Origin of the sequence: Mycobacterium asiaticum (assembly GCF_001668675.1) — a bacterium.
GTDB classification, from domain to species: Bacteria; Actinomycetota; Actinomycetes; order Mycobacteriales; family Mycobacteriaceae; genus Mycobacterium; species Mycobacterium asiaticum_D.
This window is the reverse complement of the sequence record NZ_LZKQ01000309.1, coordinates 1-17,483: the sequence shown is the minus strand read 5'-3', so window position 1 is coordinate 17,483 and position 17,483 is coordinate 1. Positions and strand designations below refer to the sequence as shown.

Annotated in this window: 16 protein-coding genes; 8 read left to right on the top strand and 8 right to left on the bottom strand. The window is 66.8% G+C overall.

Annotated features, from left to right (window positions below; all coding sequences use genetic code 11):
• Positions 1–97 precede the first annotated feature (97 nt).
• The 3 genes from A9X01_RS25880 to A9X01_RS25870 all read right to left on the bottom strand — a co-directional run bounded on the left by A9X01_RS25880 (position 98) and on the right by A9X01_RS25870 (position 4,435).
• Positions 98–2,701: a flavin-containing monooxygenase gene (locus A9X01_RS25880; protein ID WP_065123446.1), complete on the bottom strand. Its 2,604-nt coding sequence runs from the start codon at positions 2,699–2,701 to the stop codon at positions 98–100.
• A gap of 74 nt (positions 2,702–2,775) precedes the next feature.
• Positions 2,776–3,372: a cutinase family protein gene (locus A9X01_RS25875; protein WP_065123445.1), complete on the bottom strand. Its 597-nt coding sequence runs from the start codon at positions 3,370–3,372 to the stop codon at positions 2,776–2,778.
• A gap of 37 nt (positions 3,373–3,409) precedes the next feature.
• A complete protein-coding gene (locus A9X01_RS25870; RefSeq protein WP_065123444.1) occupies positions 3,410–4,435 on the bottom strand; it encodes an AbrB family transcriptional regulator in 1,026 nt (341 codons plus the stop codon).
• Between the two features lie 470 nt (positions 4,436–4,905).
• On the opposite strand from A9X01_RS25870, the gene A9X01_RS25865 reads away from it, so the two are divergent.
• Entirely contained in the window at positions 4,906–5,928 is a 1,023-nt protein-coding gene (locus A9X01_RS25865; RefSeq protein ID WP_172832610.1) for a TauD/TfdA family dioxygenase, read from the top strand.
• A 34-nt stretch (positions 5,929–5,962) separates the two neighbouring features.
• Positions 5,963–9,211, top strand: coding sequence for an MMPL family transporter (locus A9X01_RS25860; protein WP_065123442.1), 3,249 nt, complete (start codon positions 5,963–5,965; stop codon positions 9,209–9,211).
• Here the strand turns inward: A9X01_RS25860 and A9X01_RS25855 are convergent.
• On the bottom strand, positions 9,208–9,459 hold the full coding sequence (locus tag A9X01_RS25855; RefSeq protein ID WP_065123441.1) for a hypothetical protein: 252 nt from the start codon (positions 9,457–9,459) through the stop codon (positions 9,208–9,210). The two genes, A9X01_RS25860 and A9X01_RS25855, sit on opposite strands and share 4 nt — an antisense overlap.
• Positions 9,460–9,634: 175 nt before the next feature.
• Between A9X01_RS25855 and A9X01_RS25850 the strand changes: the two genes are divergently transcribed.
• The 4 genes from A9X01_RS25850 to A9X01_RS25835 all read left to right on the top strand — a co-directional run bounded on the left by A9X01_RS25850 (position 9,635) and on the right by A9X01_RS25835 (position 12,926).
• Positions 9,635–10,519 carry a cyclopropane mycolic acid synthase family methyltransferase gene (locus tag A9X01_RS25850; protein ID WP_065123440.1) on the top strand — a complete coding sequence of 295 codons (885 nt, stop codon included), beginning with the start codon at positions 9,635–9,637 and terminating at the stop codon, positions 10,517–10,519.
• Between the two features lie 179 nt (positions 10,520–10,698).
• On the top strand, positions 10,699–11,235 hold the full coding sequence (locus A9X01_RS25845; protein ID WP_065123439.1) for a CsbD family protein: 537 nt from the start codon (positions 10,699–10,701) through the stop codon (positions 11,233–11,235).
• A gap of 56 nt (positions 11,236–11,291) precedes the next feature.
• The gene (locus A9X01_RS25840; RefSeq protein ID WP_065123438.1) at positions 11,292–11,966 is read left to right on the top strand and encodes an IF2 family translation initiation factor; all 675 of its coding nucleotides are present in this window, start codon (positions 11,292–11,294) and stop codon (positions 11,964–11,966) included.
• Between the two features lie 141 nt (positions 11,967–12,107).
• A complete protein-coding gene (locus tag A9X01_RS25835; RefSeq protein ID WP_155772295.1) occupies positions 12,108–12,926 on the top strand; it encodes a PPOX class F420-dependent oxidoreductase in 819 nt (272 codons plus the stop codon).
• Here the strand turns inward: A9X01_RS25835 and A9X01_RS25830 are convergent.
• Positions 12,898–13,992 (bottom strand): hypothetical protein, encoded by a 1,095-nt coding sequence (locus A9X01_RS25830; RefSeq protein ID WP_065123436.1) that lies wholly within the window; start codon positions 13,990–13,992, stop codon positions 12,898–12,900. The genes A9X01_RS25835 and A9X01_RS25830 overlap by 29 nt on opposite strands.
• 9 nt (positions 13,993–14,001) lie before the next feature.
• A complete protein-coding gene (locus tag A9X01_RS25825) occupies positions 14,002–14,694 on the bottom strand; it encodes a class I SAM-dependent methyltransferase (protein WP_065123435.1) in 693 nt (230 codons plus the stop codon).
• Positions 14,695–14,721: 27 nt separating this feature from the next.
• Between A9X01_RS25825 and A9X01_RS25820 the strand changes: the two genes are divergently transcribed.
• Entirely contained in the window at positions 14,722–15,555 is an 834-nt protein-coding gene (locus A9X01_RS25820) for an AraC family transcriptional regulator (RefSeq protein ID WP_065123434.1), read from the top strand.
• Positions 15,552–15,722 (top strand): hypothetical protein, encoded by a 171-nt coding sequence (locus tag A9X01_RS30205; RefSeq protein WP_155772294.1) that lies wholly within the window; start codon positions 15,552–15,554, stop codon positions 15,720–15,722. The genes A9X01_RS25820 and A9X01_RS30205 overlap by 4 nt, the downstream gene beginning before the upstream one ends.
• Here A9X01_RS30205 and A9X01_RS25815 read toward each other — a convergent pair.
• Positions 15,712–17,211, bottom strand: coding sequence for a bifunctional phosphatase PAP2/diacylglycerol kinase family protein (locus A9X01_RS25815; protein WP_065123433.1), 1,500 nt, complete (start codon positions 17,209–17,211; stop codon positions 15,712–15,714). The genes A9X01_RS30205 and A9X01_RS25815 overlap by 11 nt on opposite strands.
• 20 nt (positions 17,212–17,231) lie before the next feature.
• Positions 17,232–17,483 (bottom strand): muconolactone Delta-isomerase family protein (locus tag A9X01_RS25810; RefSeq protein ID WP_216638943.1); only part of this gene is annotated, 252 nt, incomplete at its 5' end.

The following is a 17,483-nucleotide window of genomic DNA, read 5'->3' as shown; positions in this document are numbered from 1 at the left end:
CTGGGACGGTGAAGCGGTCACGATCATCGGCCAAACTGCGCTACCCACGCATTACCGGATCCTCAGTCTGCGCACGGCCCGACCTTAGCCTGGGTAACTACCCCACGGTTTGCGCCGGTGCACTCTGGGCGGCGTCGGCGGCGAAGAACCCGCGCAGAGCATCGGCGATCTGGGCCCGGACTGGGGCTCCGGAGACCACCACGTCGACCATGGTCACCGACAGGTGTGTGTGCCCGCGGGCCCGCACATGCTGGGTGGGGACCCCGGCCGCGGCGAGCGCCTCGGCGTACGCGTCACCCTCGTCGCGCAGCGGGTCGAACTCGGCGGTGACGACGATCGCCGGCGGCAACCCCGACAGGTCCGGCGCGCGCAGCGGCGCGATCCGCGGGTCGCCCCGGACCTCCGGATCTGCGTAGTGGTCAAGGAAATACCGCATCATCGGGGCGGTGAGGCCGTAGCCGTCGGCGTTCTCAACGTAGGAGGCGCGACCTTGGTCGGTGTCGGTGAGCGGCGCGAGCAGCGCCTGACCCGCAATCCTGGGCCAGCCGGTGTCCCTGGCCAGATGGCAGACGACCGCGGCGATGCCCCCGCCGGCGCTCCACCCCCAGACCGCCAGGCGTCCGCGGATGCCGCCGAGTTCCTCGGCGTGCTCCGCGATCCACCGGAGCGCGGCCCAACCGTCCTCGATTGCGGCCGGGAACCGGTGCTCGGGAGCGTGCCGGTAGTTCACCGACACAATGACGGCATCGCTGCGCACACACAGGTCCCGGCACAGCGGATCATCCGAAACCTGGTCGCCGAGAACGTATCCGCCGGCGTGGAAGTAGACGACGATCGGGTGCGGTCCTGGGCTCTGAGGACGGTACAGCCGGTAGGCCAGGGGTCCGTCGGCACCGGGCAGGGTTGCGTCAACGATTTCGCCGACGTCCGGCCCCGGCGGGCGCGCCAGGTTCATTTCGTTGACGAGGGCCCGCGCTTGTTCGGGTGGCAGGGACTCCAACGGCGGCAGATTCAGCAGGGCCAGTTGCTCGAGCACCATCTGCACATCGGGTTGCAGGCGGCGGATGACGCCGTCATTGCATTGGGCGCCGCCTTTGCCGGACAGCCTGAAGCCCAGGTAATCGCGGGCGACGACCTCATCGCACGCCACCCGGTAGAAGTCGACCCCGGCGGCGTAGGCCATGAAGGTGCGTGGCTTGCCGGGTATGTTGGCGCCTACGTACCACGAATTCGCCTGCGGGAACAGTGTTATCGATGCGGCGTCGTCGACATGCTGCATCCAGCCGGCCTCGGCGAGCGGTGTTGGCTCGATTTGGTCGTAGCCGTGGGTTTGGAGATGCGTGAGTGCGTCGGCAACGAAATCGACGTGTTGCTCGATGGATACCGCCATGTTCGACAGCACCGAAGGACTTTGCGGACCCGCGATCAGGAAGAAATTGGGGAGCCCCTCGACCATCAGGCCGAGGTAGGTGGACGGGCCGTGCGCCCACTTGTCTTTCAACGCGAGGCCATCCCGGCCGCGGATGTCGATCGCCGCGACAGCACCCGTGATCGCGTCGAAGCCGGTGGCGAAGACGATCGCGTCGAACTCGAAAGACTCACCCGCCGTGTCGATTCCGGTCTCGGTGACAGCCAGCAGCGGCTGGTCCTGCAGGCTCACCAGTCGCACATGCGGCAGGTTGAAGGTGGCGTAGTAGCCAGTGTCCAGGCACAGCCGTTTCGAGCCGACGGGATAGGTTTTCGGGCAGAGCTTGTCCGCCGTCTTCGGGTCACGCACGATACCGCGGATCTTCCCATGCAGGAAATCGGCAAAGTCCTTGTTGGCCAACGGGTTACTCATCACGTCGGCATACAGGTTGAGCACCTCGAGCAGTTCGCCGCGTTGCCAGGCGCGTTCGTAACGCTCCCGGCGTTCCTCGGCGGACACCGAGAACGCCGGAGTGATGGTGCGCTCGGCCGGGACCCCGCCGAACGAGTATTTCGCCGCTTGGCGGTAGGCGGAGTCGTCGGCCAGTTGCGCGAGCTTGTCCGGTGAGATCGGGCCGTTGTGGGCCGGGATGGAAAAGCACGGTGTGCGTTGGAAGACGACCAGCTGCGCCGCCTGGGCGGCGATCAGCGGGATCGATTGGATCCCCGACGACCCGGTGCCCACCACACCGACGCGCTTGCCGGTGAAGTCGACGGGTTCATGCGGCCAGCGACTGGTGAAATACACCTCCCCGGTGAACTTTTCGACACCCGTAATGTCGAGATTCTTGGGCATCGACAGACAGCCCGTCGCCATCACCAGGTGGCCACAGGTGACTTCGTCACCGCGGTCGGTGCGCACCCGGTAACCAGGCAGCGTGTCGTCCCAGTACGCGTGCGTGACACGGGTGCCCAACTGGATGTCGCGACGCAGGTCGTGCTTGTCGGCGACGTGGTTCAGATACCGCAGGATCTCGGGCTGGGTGGCGTACTTCTCGGACCACTGCCAATCCCGCGACCAATCCGGGTCGAAGCTGTACATGTAATCGACGCTCGGGATGTCGACCCGGGCGCCTGGGTAACGGTTCCAGTACCAGGTGCCGCCGATGTCGTCACCCGCTTCGAAAATGCGCATTGACTGCCCCGTGAGTCGCAGCCGATACGCGGCGTACAGGCCGGCGAAGCCGGCGCCCACTACAACAACATCCACATTGGCGAAATCATTATCGGCCATGTGAAACATCATGACTTTCCCGGTGCGATTTGTTTAGTGGCTGGGGCCCTCGATTTCGCAGGTGATCGGCCTGATCAGAGCTTGCCGGCGGCGAAGCTTGCGGCCTGGTCCACCAATCCGGAGTCGATGTACGACGGCTGCAGATGTGAGGGCCAGTTGGTGCCCCGGCCGCAGATCGGGTCGCCGTTGGCGCACTGGTCGATCGTCTTGCCGGCGAACGCGGGCGGGATCGTCCGGGTCCCGTTGCCGAACAACGCGACCGCCGCGACAGTTGCCGGCGGCAGCCCACTCCACATCGCGCGGTCGACCACCTCGGCGCCCAGCGAGTAGCCGCCCAGCACGATGCGCGTGTTCGGGCAGCTCTTGGCCATGGACTGGACGTGTCCGTTGATGTCGTTGGCGCCGCCGCCGGTGGTGATGTTGGCGGGGTAGTTCACCCCGTACACCCCGACCGACATGCGCGTCTTGCCGCGCAGCGAGTTGACGAATGCGTCGCCGACGGCGCCGACTCCGGGCGGCTCCTCCCGTCCCCGGGCGAACACCACTTCGGCGTCCGGGCACGCCGCGGCCGCCACCGGAATCGAACTGGGCGCGGCGGCCGGGACGATGACGAAGGTGGCGGCGAGCAGGGCGGCGGGCGCCAGCTGATGCGGTCGATGCGAACGGTGCATGACTATCCCCCTGGGTTTTTCGGTTACGGCGGTTAGCTCAGGCTGTGACGGGAACGAGCTCGCGGCCCGCCGGGATCCTCGCCCCACCCTGCGGCATGACCCGAATGAACAGGCGTGCGACGAACGGCGCGGCCAGCAGCATGAGCACCACCCGGATCACCTGCGACGCCATCACGAACGTCACGTTGGATCCCGAACCCGCGGCGGTGCCGAGCACCGCGTAGATGCCACCGGGGCTGGTCGCCAGGTACCCGTCGAGCATGCTCAGCCCGGCCACGTGGGACAGCACCACGCCCAGGCCTGCCGCGGCCACGTTCAGCACCATGATCAGCGCGAAGGCGCCGGGCAGGATCCGGCGGATCGCCCGCAGCGACTCGCGGTCGAACGCGATCAGCGTCTGCCAGACGATCAGCATGATCCCGGTCTCCACCAGCAGCATCGGGACGCTTAGCCCCTTGGCCAGGCCGGTGAATTGCAGCACGATCGTGATCGCCATCGGGGCGATCAGCCCGGAGCCGGGCAGCCGCACATAGCGACCGAGGGCCGCTCCGGCCAGCACGATCACCGCGATCACCGGCAACGCGAAATACCAAGCCAGCGAGCCTGTTTCGGTGTGCTGCGGGGCCTGGCCCGAGGAGGCGTGGAAGAAGACGGTCGCGACGACCGGCATGGCGGCCGTGATCAGCGCGACGCGCAGGTATTGGACGGCGGCCACGACGCGGTCGTCTCCGCCGAGGTCACGGGCGATCGCGACCAGTCCCGATGAACCGCCGGCCACCAGGGCGAGTCCGCCGGTGAGCGGGCTGACGTCGCGGTGCAGACCCAGCAGGGCGCCGCCGGCGACGCTGACGATCAAGGTGCTCACCGCGATCGCGATGACGATCGGCCAGTGCGAACCCAGAGCGGCGAACGAGATGTCGCGCACCATGAGCCCGGTGTACACGCCCAGCACGCCCTGGGCTGCCAGGCCCGCTCCCGACACGGCCTTCGACGAGTACCGCGCCAAGGCCCAGGTGAAAGCTCCGCAGGTGATAGCCGCGATAGCAAGGTCGAGTGTGTTCATGGCCTCGAGGTTTCAGCAGCCGCCTTGGAAAATCCTTGATGCGCAGGCTGAGCGGCTCTCGACCCGGTGACCTCGGCCGATGCCCCTCTTTTCGCTGGTGCCGAGCGTGCCCAGAATGCCACACCCACCGGCATGTCCCCGGACATCTGCGCACCCTCGCGACGGGAAGGGGCGCGACGGGCACGGCAAGAGCTGTCGGCCCCCCTTATGCCCGCGCCGAGCGTGCGCAGAATGCCACACCCACCGGCGTGTCCCCGGACATCTGCGCACCCTCGCGACGGGAAAGGGCGCGACGGAAAGGGCGCGACGGAAAGGCGCGACGGGAAGGGGGCGACGGGAAAGGGCGCGCGACGAGAAAGGAAGCGCTACTCGCGTCTTACTCGCCCTTTAGAAATCCCCAAGCGGCTCACTCAAAACTCATAGGAACCAAAGCTCGATCAATTCGAGGCCGACACGAGAGGGGGATGGAGATGCTCACAACGTCAGCCAACAGTTCAACCGAAAAGTCAGAAGAGCGCCAGAAGGTCACCGGACCGACCGCCTGGGACCGCGACACGCTCGACGCCTGGGACTACATGATGGCCGTCAACCCGCGACAGGCCGCGGCGTGCCTGCGCATCCGGGACGGGCTGCGTCGCCGCGGCCGCCGGCTCGACACCATCGAGGCCTCAGACTTCCAGGAGCCCGAGCTCGCCGAGATCGCCCGCGGAATCCGGCAGTGCCTGCAGCGTGGTCCCGGCTTCTGCGTTTTGCGCGGCCTTCCATTGCAGGGCTGGACCGACGAGGAGGCGTCGATGCTCTACTGGGGCCTCGGCACCTACCTCGGCGCACCGCAACCGCAGAACCGCCACGGCGACCGCGTCTACCTGGTCCAGGACACCGGCCAGTCGGTCGCGGAGGCACGCGGATCGAAGACCAACTCCGAACTGATCTTCCACACCGACTCGGCCTGCGCATACGCCGGAAGCCGCCCCGACGTACTGGGGCTGCTGTGCCTGCGCAAGGCGGTGTCCGGTGGCGAGTCGGTCATGGTCAGCGGCCACACCGTCTACAACGCTCTGCTGGAGACGAACCCTGACCTGATGCAGGAGCTCTATGGGCAGTTCTGCTTCGACCGCTCGCACGAGACGGAACCGGGCGAGGACCCGTTCACCATGGGATCGGTCTTCACCGACACCCCGGGCGGCGTGCAGCTCCGCTACAACCGTCTGCACATCGAACTCGGGCACTACCGCAGCGGCAACCCGCTCAGCGACCGGCAGCGCCAAGCGCTCGACGCATTGGACCGCGCGCTGAACGACACCGCCAACTACGTCGAGTTCACCCTCGACGCGGGCGATGTCCTGTTCGCCGACAACCACACGACCCTGCACAACCGGCGCGCGTTCGTCGACGCCACCGACGTCGCGGCACGACGCTGCCTGGTCCGCCTGTGGCTCGCGGGCGAACCGCGCAATTTAGAAAGCGCCAAGGCCGGCTCGGCACACTCCTGAGATCAATGACGATCACGGGGGAGACACAGTAGGAATGTTGAGCCAACTGGCCGCATACACCGTGCGGCGCCCGAAAGTGGTGCTGGCTGCGGTGCTGGCCCTACTCGGCATCAGCCTAGTGCTCGGCGGCTCGGTGTCGGACAAGCTCGGTGTGGGGGGCAACACCGATCCGAAGTCGGAATCCTCGCAAGCCGATGAATTCCTGGACCAGCATTTCGGCACGACCGCCAACCTGGTGATCCAGTTGCTTCCACACCAGGGGGATGTCGACAGCCGCGATGTTGCGCGAGTGCAGGAGCGGATCCGGCAACTCATCAAGACCGAGCCGGACGCGAAGCTCACCAGGTCCTTCGCCGACGAAGGCGCCACCGACCTGCGCAGCAAGGACGGCCGTTCCGGACTGATGCTGGTGCACGTCGGCGGCACCGCCGATCAGGCCTCGGAGGCGGCCAAACGGATCATCGCCGGCCTGCCGAAGGACCCGGACGTGGCGGTCCGCGCGGGCGGCTCCCTCGGCGTGCAGCAGGAGATCCGCGACAAGGTCAAGCACGACCTGAAGATGAGCGAGAGCATCGCGGTGCCGATCTCGCTGGCGGTGCTGGTGCTGGTGTTCGGTGGCCTGATCGCGGCGGCGCTGCCGGTGGTGGTCGGGATCGTCTCGATTGTCTCCACGCTGTCGGTGCTGCTACTGATGACCACGATCACCGATGTGTCGGTGCATGCCCTGACGGTCACGACCGCGTTCGGCCTGGGGTTGTCCATCGACTTCGGCTTGCTGATGGTGTCGAGATTCCGCGAGGAACTGGCCAACGGAAAGGACCATCATCCGGCCATTGTCGCCACGGTCAGCACAGCCGGCCGGACCATCCTGTTCAGTGCGGCCACCGTCACCCTGGCGATGACCAGCCTGCTGGTCTTCCCCACTTACTTCCTGCGCTCGGTCGGCCTGGCCGCCACCGCTACCGTCCTGCTGTCGGCGTTCAGCGCGATCATCGTCCTGCCGGCGCTGCTGGCTCTGCTCGGCAAGCGCGTCGACTCGCTGTCGGTGATCCGCCGCAAGGTGCCGCTGTCGGCCGACTCGCTGTTCTGGCGGCGCTTCGCCGAGGTGGTGACCCGCCGGCCGCTGCTGTACGCCCTGCCGGTCGTCGTCGTGCTGCTCGGGCTGGGCATCCCGTTCCTCAACGCCCAATACGCCACACCAGACGAACGAGCCCTGCCGACCGAATCCAATGCCCGGCTGGTCGCCGAGTCACTGCAGCGCGACTTCCAGTTGGATCCCTCCCAGGCGATCACCCTGGTCACCCGCAACGACGCCGACGCGCTCAAGAAGCTGGCCACCGAAGTGTCCGGCATGAACGGTGTCGTCCTGGTCAACGGTTCGACCGGGCGCTACGAGCACGGCCAGCCGGTCGGACCGGCGCCGGAGGTGGCGGGTCCGGGCTATGCCTTCGTCTACCTTTCGATGCAGGCCGACTCCGAGACCGCGCAGCATCTCGTCCGCGACATCCGCGCCAAGATCACCGGCCACCAGGTCGAGGTCGGCGGCCCGACCGCCACCCTGATCGACAGTCGCGCCGCGATCGCCGACCGGCTGCCGCTGGCCATCGCCCTGATCGCTGTCTCCACGTTCATCCTGCTGTTCCTGTTCACCGGCAGCGTCGTGGTTCCGGTCAAGGCGCTCTCACTGAACCTGCTGGTCCTGAGCGCGGTGCTGGGCGTGATGGTCTGGATATTCCAGGAGGGGCACCTGGCCTCGCTGCTGGGCATCTCGCCCGCGCCGCTGAACCCGTCGATGGTCGTCCTGCTGTGCGCCATCGCGTTCAGCCTGTCCGTCGACTACGAGATCTTCCTGCTCAGCCGGATCAAGGAAGCCCGCGACTCGGGCCTGTCCAACAACGCGGCCACCGTCATCGGCCTGGGCCGGGTCGGCCGGATCGTCACCAGCGCCGCGCTGCTGCTGACCATCACCCTGATCTCGTTCGCCAACGGGCTGTCCTTCATGAAGATGTTCGGCATCGGCACGGCGTTGGCCGTCATCATCGATGCGACCATCATCCGCGGTGTCGTCGTGCCCGCCTTCCTGCGCCTGGCGGGTGACCTGAACTGGTGGGCGCCGGCACCGTTGCGCTGGGTCCACTCCCGCATCGGGATCAGCGAAGCGCCGTCGGAGGCCGCCGAGCATGCCGTCGCGGAACCAGTCGTCGAAGCGCCGCTTCCGGCCGACACGCCGCTGGCTACGGCATCGACGGTCGAGCAGGCCGTCCCGGTCGCCGTTCCCGCGGCTGCGATCACCGAGGTCGAGGTCATTCCCGGCCCGCACCTGGTGGCCAACGTCAATGGCGCGGTGATCGTCGTGGCCCACCGCGAGCGGGCGCCGCTCTCGGCGAACTCCCTCGCCGCGCAGCAGTTGGCGGCCCTGTCCGACATGGTGCGCCGCACCGATTCGCAACGATTGGTCAGCGCGTTCAAACAGGTTGCGCAAGAGACGACTTGGACCCGGACCCTGGTGGATGTCGGCATCGTGATGCCCACCGCGACGGGGCTGGAAGTGTTGTTGTGCGGCAGTGTCACGGTGGCACTGGACGACGGCGTCGGGCAGACCGTGATGCACGGCCGCGGACGGTTGGTGCACCGATCCGTGCCGATGCCGGGCGTGGCGGCGGTCATCACCGTCGACGAGGTGGGCCAGCGGCCGCGTGCCTCGTCCGAGGGCAACGGCGTGTACAAGCTCACCGGGGGCACCGTGCCCGGTCAGGGCGCCGTCCTGTGGTCCGCGCCGGCCCGGTCGGCGCCGCGGCCGACCCCCGCGCCGGTCCGCAGCGAGCCGAAGCGCTGGATCGTCCTGGACGACAATTCCCGTATCGAACTCGACCGGGACTGCGTGATCGGACGGGATCCGCGCGGGTCAGACGCGGTGACGCGCGGACTTCACCCGGTATGCGTCGACGACCACGCCGGACAGATGTCTCGCGCCCACATCGAGGTCCGCATCATCCGGGGCGAGGTGGTCGTCGTCGACCGGCACTCGACCAACGGGGTCTTCCTGCGTGAACCCGCACAGCCGGGCTGGACCCGCCTGGAACCGTGGCAGCCGACCACCTGGCAGCCGGGCGCATATCTGCGGGTCGGTGGCCGGATCCTGCGGCTACAGGTGGTCTCGGCGGCGGGGCCCCAGCGCGGGGCGCGGGTCGCCGCGCAGCACGAGCTACCCCGGCAGTGCCGGTCGTCGGTCCTGGGTGTCACCGGAGACCGCGCCAAAAGCTTTGGCCTACAACGGCGCTAACCACCCAAGTTGCGCACCGCCACGTCGAGTTCTTCGGCTCGCTCGGCCAGTTCGCGGTCTGAGGGCTCGGCTCCGCCGGCGCGTTGCAGGACGTCCTGGCGAGTGGCGATCTGAAACGCGCCGCGATAGTCGGGCGAATCCAACTCCGCCGGTGTGACAACCTCCACACGACCCTCGATGGCCACCAGCACAGCGTCCGCCTCCGCCGAATCCAATAGCCGCCGCACGTCATCTACCTCGACCGTCATCCTCATCCCCTTCCGCTACGCTGCTCAAACCGCGCTCCAAGTCCGTCTCAAACAGCACTGTTATGCCCACTAGCAGCGGAAATAACCATGCACGGGTCCCTCACAGGAAACGAGCGCAAAGTAGGGCGGCCGCATGCGGCTAAGCTCAATGCAAATCGGAATCGAAAGTTGTTTGATGCCAGAAGAGCAAAGTAAGTCCGCCAGCTTGGAACCACATTTTGACGATGTGCAGGCGCACTATGACCTGTCCGACGAGTTCTTCAAGCTGTTTCTGGATCCAACGCGGACCTATAGCTGCGCCTACTTCGAACGCGACGACATGTCGCTGGAAGAGGCGCAACTCGCCAAGGTCGACCTTTCGCTCGGGAAACTCGGCCTTGAGCCGGGCATGACGCTGCTCGACATCGGCTGCGGCTGGGGCACCACCATCATCCGGGCGCTGGAGCGTTACGACGTCAACGTGGTCGGCCTGACTCTGAGCCGCAACCAGCAGGCCCACACTCAGCGCCGGCTCGACGAGCATCCGAGTCAGCGCAGCAAGAGGGTGCTGTTGCAGGGCTGGGAGCAATTCGACGAGAAAGTCGATCGCATCGTGTCGATCGGCGCCTTCGAGCACTTCGGCCGTGACCGCTACACCGACTTCTTCGCGATGGCCAATCGGGCGCTTCCCGCCGACGGCGTGATGCTGCTGCACACCATCATCCAGCCCAGCACCGAGGAATTCGCCGACCGCGGGCTGCCCATCACCATGACCAAGCTGCGGTTCATGAAGTTCATCATGGACGAGATCTTCCCCGGCGGGGATCTGCCGCAGGCCAAGACCGTTGTCGAACACGCGGAGCGTGCGGGATTCACGGTCAACCGGATTCAGCAGTTGCGGCTGCATTACGCGCGCACCCTGGAGATCTGGGCGGACACGCTCGAACGGAAGCGCGACGAGGCCATCGCCGTTCAGTCGCAAGAGGTCTACGACCGGTACATGAAGTACCTGACCGGTTGCGCCGAACTGTTCCGCGAGGGCTACACCGACATCGCGCAGTTCACTCTCGCCAAATCCTGACGCACGGTACAAACAAAGCAACATCGCCTACCGGATATCGCTGGTAGCCAAACGAAGTCATGCGCCGCAGCGCGGCATGAGTTCGGCCGTAGGTGTTTTGGGCTCCCGGATGTGTGGAACAACTGGCTTGAAGCCAATTCACTGCATATTCGTGGCTAATGCCCAAAGGAGATTCTTGGATGAGTGAGCACAACACGGCCGGCGAAGCGCGCAAGGGCTTGGTCGATACCGTCAAGGGCAAGGTGAAGGAGGTTGTCGGCGCGGTCACCGGCAACGATTCGTTGACCGCGGAAGGACAACTCGACCAGACGCAGGCCCAGGAACGCAAGGAAGCCAACACAATTCAGGCAATAGCCGACGCCCAGACCGAGCAAGCCCGGGAGAAGGAAGCCGAGACCCGGCGAGCGGCCACCGAAGAGCGGGCAGAAGCAAACGCAAAGGCGCAGGCCGCCCAGAACCAGATCGAAGCCCAGCAAGCCGCACAGCAGCGGGCCGCCGAGGAAGCAGCGCAGCGCAGCGCCGCGGCCCAGCAGACGCAGGCCGAGGTGGAGGCGCAGCGCGAGGTGCAGCAGGCGAAAGCCGAGGAACAAGAAGAACTTCGTGACGCCGCAGAGGACGTGGTCGAGGCGGCCGCCGAGCATCAGAGCGACGTCCAGGTGGCCGCCGCCGAAGAATCAGAGGCCGACCGTCTTCGCCGTGCAGCCAAAAACCTCTAGTAGGCACCAACCCTCCCGCGGGTCGGCCAGACACAGCCAAAAATAGGAGCAGGACCATGTCATTGTCCCAACTTCCCTTCGCAGTATTGCGGTTTCAGTACCAGCTCGCCCGGTTCCCGTTGCAGGTGATCCAGGACCGCGTGGTGACACGTGCCCCGACGGAGGCCCCGGCACGGCTGTTCTACGAGCGCGCGCTGGGCATGCTCGACAGCACCGTCGGCAATGCCATCCACGACCCACAACTCGTCGAGCGTGGCGCTGCCCTCATCGAGCGGAGTCAGGCGCTCGGTCGCGCCGCCCAACTCGACGCGCAGGCCCAGACCAGGAAACAGCAGGCCGAGACCAAGCTCAAGCAGGCGCGTGACCAGGCGATCGAGGACCAGCAGGAAGCGCGCGCGGCGACCGAGCAACAGGCGAAAGAAGCGCGCAATGCCGCCGAGGAGCGCAAGCGGGAAGCCACCCAGTCGGCCCAAAAGCGCAGTGCGGCAGCCAAAGAGCGCGCGGAGGCGGTGGCGGCCAACCGCAAGGAAGTCGCCGAATCGGCCAAGCGGCGGGTCGAGGAGAAGACGGCGGCCGCCGAGAAGTCCGCGGCCAAGGCCGCCGACGCCAAGATCGACCACGCCGAGGACAAGCGAGAGGTGGCCCGCAGCAAGCGGGTCGAGGCGAACCGGCTGGACGGCCTGGCCGACACCGAGAAAGAAAACCGGCAGGCGGAACGCGCCAACAGCTGACAAGCGATAACCGGGACCGCGATCACCGGGCTGGGGTTCCTCCTCCTCGGCCCGGTGACCGTGTCACGTTCTCCTCGGCTGTGTCGTCTACCCGGCATGAGGAAAAGTAGGAGAAGTTCAACCACTGCCACACGGCTGGCCATGGTGGCCGCCACCGCCCTGACCGGTGTTTTCACCTTTGGAATCGGAATCTGGTGTCTGGTCGATCCGGCTTCGTTCGCCGGGATCGTCCAATTCCCCACCCACCAGCACTTTTTGCACGATCTCGGGGCGTTTCAGTTGGGGCTGGGCGTCGCACTACTGCTCGCATTGATCTGGGCCGACGCGCTGGCCACGGCGCTCGCCGCGATGATCGTGGCGAACACGGTGCACACCGTCAACCACGTGGTGGATTTGCCGCTGGGCGGTTCGGTCGCCCAGGCGTGGCTGCTGGGTGCGATGACGGTGCTGCTGGTCACGGCGTTTGTCCTGCGGCTACAGCAACTGGACTATGTACTGGGTGTGGTCGCTCCCGCCAGCGACCGAAAGTTGGCGCCGTTCGTGCGGCAAAAGACCATCAATCTCACCACCTTTCGCAAGGACGGCACCGCCGGCACCAGCCCGGTCAGCATCGTGGTGGACGGCGACCGCGCCTACTTCCGCAGCTTCGAGCGCTCGTTGAAGGTGCGCCGGCTGCGGCGAAACCCACACGTCGAGTTCGGCGCCGCCACCGGCAAGGGCAAGCCTGTCGGCCCAGTGCAGCCTGGTGCCGTGCGGTTACTCGAGGGCGCGGAGTACCGGGAGGCAGCGCGCCTGCTGCGGCGCAAATACCCGTTCCTGCACGGCATCCTGGTGCCGACGGCACATCGGTTGATGCGCTCCAAGTTCGGCCGGACCGTGCACGCCGAGTTGGTGCCGGCGTCACCGGAGGCGGCGCAGGGTCCCACCCAGATCAGTGGTTACGCACGCACTCGTAGGTGAGCTTGATCTCGGAGCCGAGGTTGACCACCTCGAACTGATCGGCCGTGATACCTCCGAATGTCTGCGCGTCGATGCCCAAGTCGGCCCACTTCTTCGCGCTGGTGCGGTCGTCGGCGAAGGTGAGCGGCACCTGGCCACCATCGGCAAGCAACATCCCGTACTTCTTCAGCGCGGTGATGACCACCCGCTGAGACGGCGAGAAGCCGGTGTCGTCGAAGTCGGCACGCAGCCGAAAGTGCACACCGTACGGCGGAGCGTTCGGTTCCTCGCTTTCCGGTCCGCCCGCATGCGTGGCGGGCCGGACGTAAACCCCGGCCTTCATCCGATCGTTCGGCAGAATGAACCGGATCGCGTGATTGATTGCGCCGGAAGCGACTTCGTCGGCGGTAGGGGTCATCGCGGCGATCGGGAAGCCGGCGGCGTCGGCGCTGGTGCACTGGTCCCCGCGTAGGGTCTCGGGGTACTTCTTGGCCAGGTCCCAGATGAAAAAGCCTTCCGCAGCGATGTTTTGGCCGGACTGACCGCCGTGATAGACCTCGTACAGCTTGTGCTGGTCGCGATCGACCACGAGCAGGTGGCAGTCGGACTGGCCATCGGTGGCGCCGGTGGCGTCGCAGCTCAGATTCTGCGAGCCCTCGAAATAGGCGTTTGCCGGTACCGGCATCTGCGCGGGAACGGAATCGCAGTCCGGGCCGCCGAAGCAGTACTCATTGGTCCCGACCACCTGCATCCGGCGTGCGTTGCTGTCGGCATAGAAAACGGGGATCGAGAAGTCGATTTGGAAGGCTCCGGTTCCCCATCCGCCGGCTGCGGTCAGCGCCGCGATGATGGCGTCGGACTTGTCGGCTTTGGTGGCACCGGAGATGTCGGCAGTCCACGGCATGACATTGGTGAACATTGCTCCGGTCGGTGCAGGCGCATTGGCGCCGGAGGAGCCGGTCGAGCCCCGGCCGCCAGGGGTGCCCTCATTGGACGACGATTGTTGGGTCGATTTGCTGCAACCGGCGATGAGGACGACCACGGCGCACAGGACGGCCAACGCCTTCGCGGCCTTCGGAAGTGACATTTGCCAAGGTTAGCCGTTCGCGGGCGCCTTGTCCTCGTTTGCTGGAAAGGGCCGCCGGGCATGGTAGATCGAGATCGATCCCGAGACGGTCCGGACCACTTCGGCCTCGACGACGTCCACGAAACCGGCGCGGTCGATCAGTTCCGGCAGGATCCCGTCCGCGTTCGGTTGGGTGTCTTCCTTGCCGTCGGCCCATTGCACGAATCGGAATCCCGACCGCATCAGGACGCCGCGCTGCAGTCCGAAGTCGGCGATCACCAATTCCCCGCCGGGCCGCAACAGCCGGAACATGTTGGCGATGATCGCTTCCTTCATCGCCACCGGACACTGATGCAGGACCAGACTGGAGATGACCTTGTGGGCCGTCCCGGGCCCGACGAGGTCAGCGGCCCGGTCCCCCATGCCTTCGATGAACTCGACGTCGACGCCCGCCTTGCCAACCTTCTCCCGCGCGATCGCGAGCACTTCCGGGTCAGGGTCCACCCCGATCACGCGCGCACCCGGCTGGGCGCGCTTCATCCTGACCGCCAATGACCCGGTGCCGCAGCCGACATCGACGACGACGTCACCGGACCGCAGCCCGAGCCGGTCGATGGCCGCCGAACGCCACCGCTCCTCACGCGTCATCAGCGCGATTACGGTGTCGTAGTACTTGGTGTACTTCGGATCTCCGGCGGCGGGGGTAAAGGACTGCCCTGACATGACTCCAAGTCGTACCATCGACCGGCAATGACTTTCTCTGCACGAACGGCCACATCCTGGTCCGAAACGGACAACACCGGGCTGCTCGACATGCGCCGGGGCGGCACCTGCAGCGCCGGGGCGTTCGTCTACCAAGGGCAACGGGTCACCACCGCCAGGCACGCCCACGACCTGCACCAATTGGAATACGTCGTCCAGGGCGTGCTGGAGGTCGAAACCGACGCGGGCGCTTACGTGCTGTCCGAGCGGCAGGCCGCATGGATTCCCGCCGGACTCGGGCACATCAGCACCATCGACACGCGGGTGCGTTCGGTGTCGGTATTCCTGGATCCGTCCCACCTGCGGACCACCCACCCCGCAGCCGGGATCGTGCTGGTCTCGCCGCTGATCCGGCAGATGATCATCTACGCCTGCCGCTGGCCCATCGATCGCGAGTCCTCCGATGCCGTCGCCGACGCGTACTTCCGCTGCTTCGCCGAACTGCTGGCCGAACTCCTGCAAGCGCGTAGCCCGTTCAGCTTGCCCACCACCTCCCATCCGCAGCTTGCGGCGGCCCTCCAGTGCACCCGTAATGCCCTGTCGGACATCACTCTTGAGCAGGCCGCCGCGGCGGCGGGCATGTCATCCCGATCGCTGCGGCGGCTGTGCCACCGCGAATTGCGAATGACCTGGCGGGATTACACGCAGCAGGCACGGCTGATGCAGGCCGCCGCGTTGCTCGCCGATCCCGGGCTGAGCGTCCTGCAGGTGGCCACCCGGGTCGGCTTCGACAGCGCCAGTTCGTTCACCCGGGCCTTCCGCTCCGCCTGGGGCCGGCCGCCGTCGGCATACCGCCGGCACGGCAGCGAGGTGCCGGTGTGAAGCTCGCGGCAACACATTTGCACGAGTTGGTGCTCCCGGTTCCGGGTTACGGCCGGAGCCGAATCAGCACCGGCATTGTGCATTTCGGGCCGACCGACGAGTACCTCTGCGACCCGACCCCGGCGGTGGTCGAACGCTACCGGCGGCTCAGCGATCTCACCGAATGAGGGACAGCGGGCGGTACACCGACAGCGCCCGGTACTTCGCAGTGAAGGTGACCTCGCCGTACTCCTCGCCGATCTCGCCGTCGTGGGCGACAACGGTGGGCCCGTCCACGGTGGTGAAGGTGAACTCCGGCACCTGCATCTCGTGATACAGCGGGCTGCGCTCCAAGCGGCCGAGGATCAGCGCGGTCAGGATCCGGGTCCGGGACAGCCGCCGGCCGGTTTCCAGGATTCGCACGTCGATCAGCCCGTCGTCCATCCGAGTGCGCCGAGACGGCGCGAATCCCGTTGGCAGATAAAGCGAATTGCCGACGAAGAACAGTGAGGTCTGCAGGGTCTTGTTGTCGTACCGGATGCGCACCGGCTGCCCGTTGCGCAACGTGTGCAGCATCGCGTACATCCCGGCCAGCGGCTTGCCGATGCGCTTCTCCAGTTTTTCGCGCTCCTGCACGAACGCGGGATAGGCGCCGATGCTGGCGGTGTTGACCATCATCTTGCTTCCGTTGAGGCACACCAGGTCGACGCGCGCCACGGTGCCGCGCCGGATCGCCTCGACGGTCTTGGCGACGGTGTCGCAGCCGATGTCCTTGGCGAAGTGGTTGAACGTTCCGGCCGGGAAGACCGCCAGCGGCAGGCCCGCCTCGGCGGCAACCGCCGCGGCCGTCGACACGGTCCCGTCACCGCCACCGATGGCCAGCACTTCGGCTCGTTCGGCGACCTTGCGCAGCACCGGCAGCGGATCCTCGTCGGGATCGAGTTCGACGATCTCCATCTTGGGCAGCTCGGTGCGGACGTCGTCGGCCACGCGCGCCCCGGTGCCGCTGCCGGAAGCCGGGTTGACCACCAGGACCACGCCGGCGCCGTCGGGCCGCTCCGGAACCTCCACCCGAAGCGGTTCGGTTCTGGGCAGCGCGGTCTCCACGATCGGCGGGACCAGGCGGCTCCCACCGATCGCCACACCGGCCCCGATACCGAAGCCGATGACCACGTCACCCGGATAGTGCGCGCCGACCGCCACCCGCGACAGGCCCACCAGGCCGGCCAGCAGGGCCAGCCCGAAACCGAGGGTCGGATTCTCCAGACCCACGCCGACGGCGAACGCGGCAGCACTGGCGGAATGCCCGGACGGCAACGAGTTCGAGGTCGGCCGACGCCGAACGCGCCGGACCAGCGGCACCGACTCGTAGAGCGGCCGAGGACGTCGGCGGACTCGCTTGGCGACCTGGTTGGTCAGCAGGCTGGCCACGCCCAGGGACACCACGCCCCGGGTGGCACCCCGTTGCGCGGAGTGTTTTCCCGACGCGAACAGCAGGCCGGCGATGGCGAACCACAGCTTGGAGTGGTCGGCCGCGCGGGTCAGCGGCGGCATGGCCGTGTCGAGGAGCGGAGTGGGACTCTCGGCGATCGCCTCGAACAGTTCCCGATCGAGGGCGCCAAGCCCGTTGGTGATCTGCCTGATGCTGCGCGTGGGTCGCCAGGGCCGCCGGTTCATTGGCTCCACCCTAACGGCCGTCACAGCAACCGGATCGGATCCTGGGGATGCGGACTCAGCGGGATGGTCTCGATGGTCACCCAGCCGGAGAGCGGCAGCGACTCCAAAATGGCTTCCAGCTCACCGAGATCGCGGGCCCGCCACAAGCCGAGGGTGCCCGGGCCGTCCGGGCTGACCGGCAGCGTCCAGAGCCGCAGCAGATGCCCCCGCACGGCGAGGTCGTGAGTCTGTTCGGCTTCGCGCGCGCAGGCGTCGTCGACGGCGGCCGCCGG

What these genes read in the sequence shown, in the direction of transcription:
- A9X01_RS25880 (WP_065123446.1), bottom strand. Translation starts at nt 2,701, where the DNA reads ATGGCCGATAATGATTTCGCCAATGTGGATGTTGTTGTAGTGGGCGCC.
- A9X01_RS25875 (WP_065123445.1), bottom strand. Translation starts at nt 3,372, where the DNA reads ATGCACCGTTCGCATCGACCGCATCAGCTGGCGCCCGCCGCCCTGCTC.
- A9X01_RS25870 (WP_065123444.1), bottom strand. Translation starts at nt 4,435, where the DNA reads ATGAACACACTCGACCTTGCTATCGCGGCTATCACCTGCGGAGCTTTC.
- A9X01_RS25865 (WP_172832610.1), top strand. Translation starts at nt 4,906, where the DNA reads ATGCTCACAACGTCAGCCAACAGTTCAACCGAAAAGTCAGAAGAGCGC.
- A9X01_RS25860 (WP_065123442.1), top strand. Translation starts at nt 5,963, where the DNA reads ATGTTGAGCCAACTGGCCGCATACACCGTGCGGCGCCCGAAAGTGGTG.
- A9X01_RS25855 (WP_065123441.1), bottom strand. Translation starts at nt 9,459, where the DNA reads ATGACGGTCGAGGTAGATGACGTGCGGCGGCTATTGGATTCGGCGGAG.
- A9X01_RS25850 (WP_065123440.1), top strand. Translation starts at nt 9,635, where the DNA reads ATGCCAGAAGAGCAAAGTAAGTCCGCCAGCTTGGAACCACATTTTGAC.
- A9X01_RS25845 (WP_065123439.1), top strand. Translation starts at nt 10,699, where the DNA reads ATGAGTGAGCACAACACGGCCGGCGAAGCGCGCAAGGGCTTGGTCGAT.
- A9X01_RS25840 (WP_065123438.1), top strand. Translation starts at nt 11,292, where the DNA reads ATGTCATTGTCCCAACTTCCCTTCGCAGTATTGCGGTTTCAGTACCAG.
- A9X01_RS25835 (WP_155772295.1), top strand. Translation starts at nt 12,108, where the DNA reads ATGGTGGCCGCCACCGCCCTGACCGGTGTTTTCACCTTTGGAATCGGA.
- A9X01_RS25830 (WP_065123436.1), bottom strand. Translation starts at nt 13,992, where the DNA reads ATGTCACTTCCGAAGGCCGCGAAGGCGTTGGCCGTCCTGTGCGCCGTG.
- A9X01_RS25825 (WP_065123435.1), bottom strand. Translation starts at nt 14,694, where the DNA reads ATGTCAGGGCAGTCCTTTACCCCCGCCGCCGGAGATCCGAAGTACACC.
- A9X01_RS25820 (WP_065123434.1), top strand. Translation starts at nt 14,722, where the DNA reads ATGACTTTCTCTGCACGAACGGCCACATCCTGGTCCGAAACGGACAAC.
- A9X01_RS25815 (WP_065123433.1), bottom strand. Translation starts at nt 17,211, where the DNA reads ATGAACCGGCGGCCCTGGCGACCCACGCGCAGCATCAGGCAGATCACC.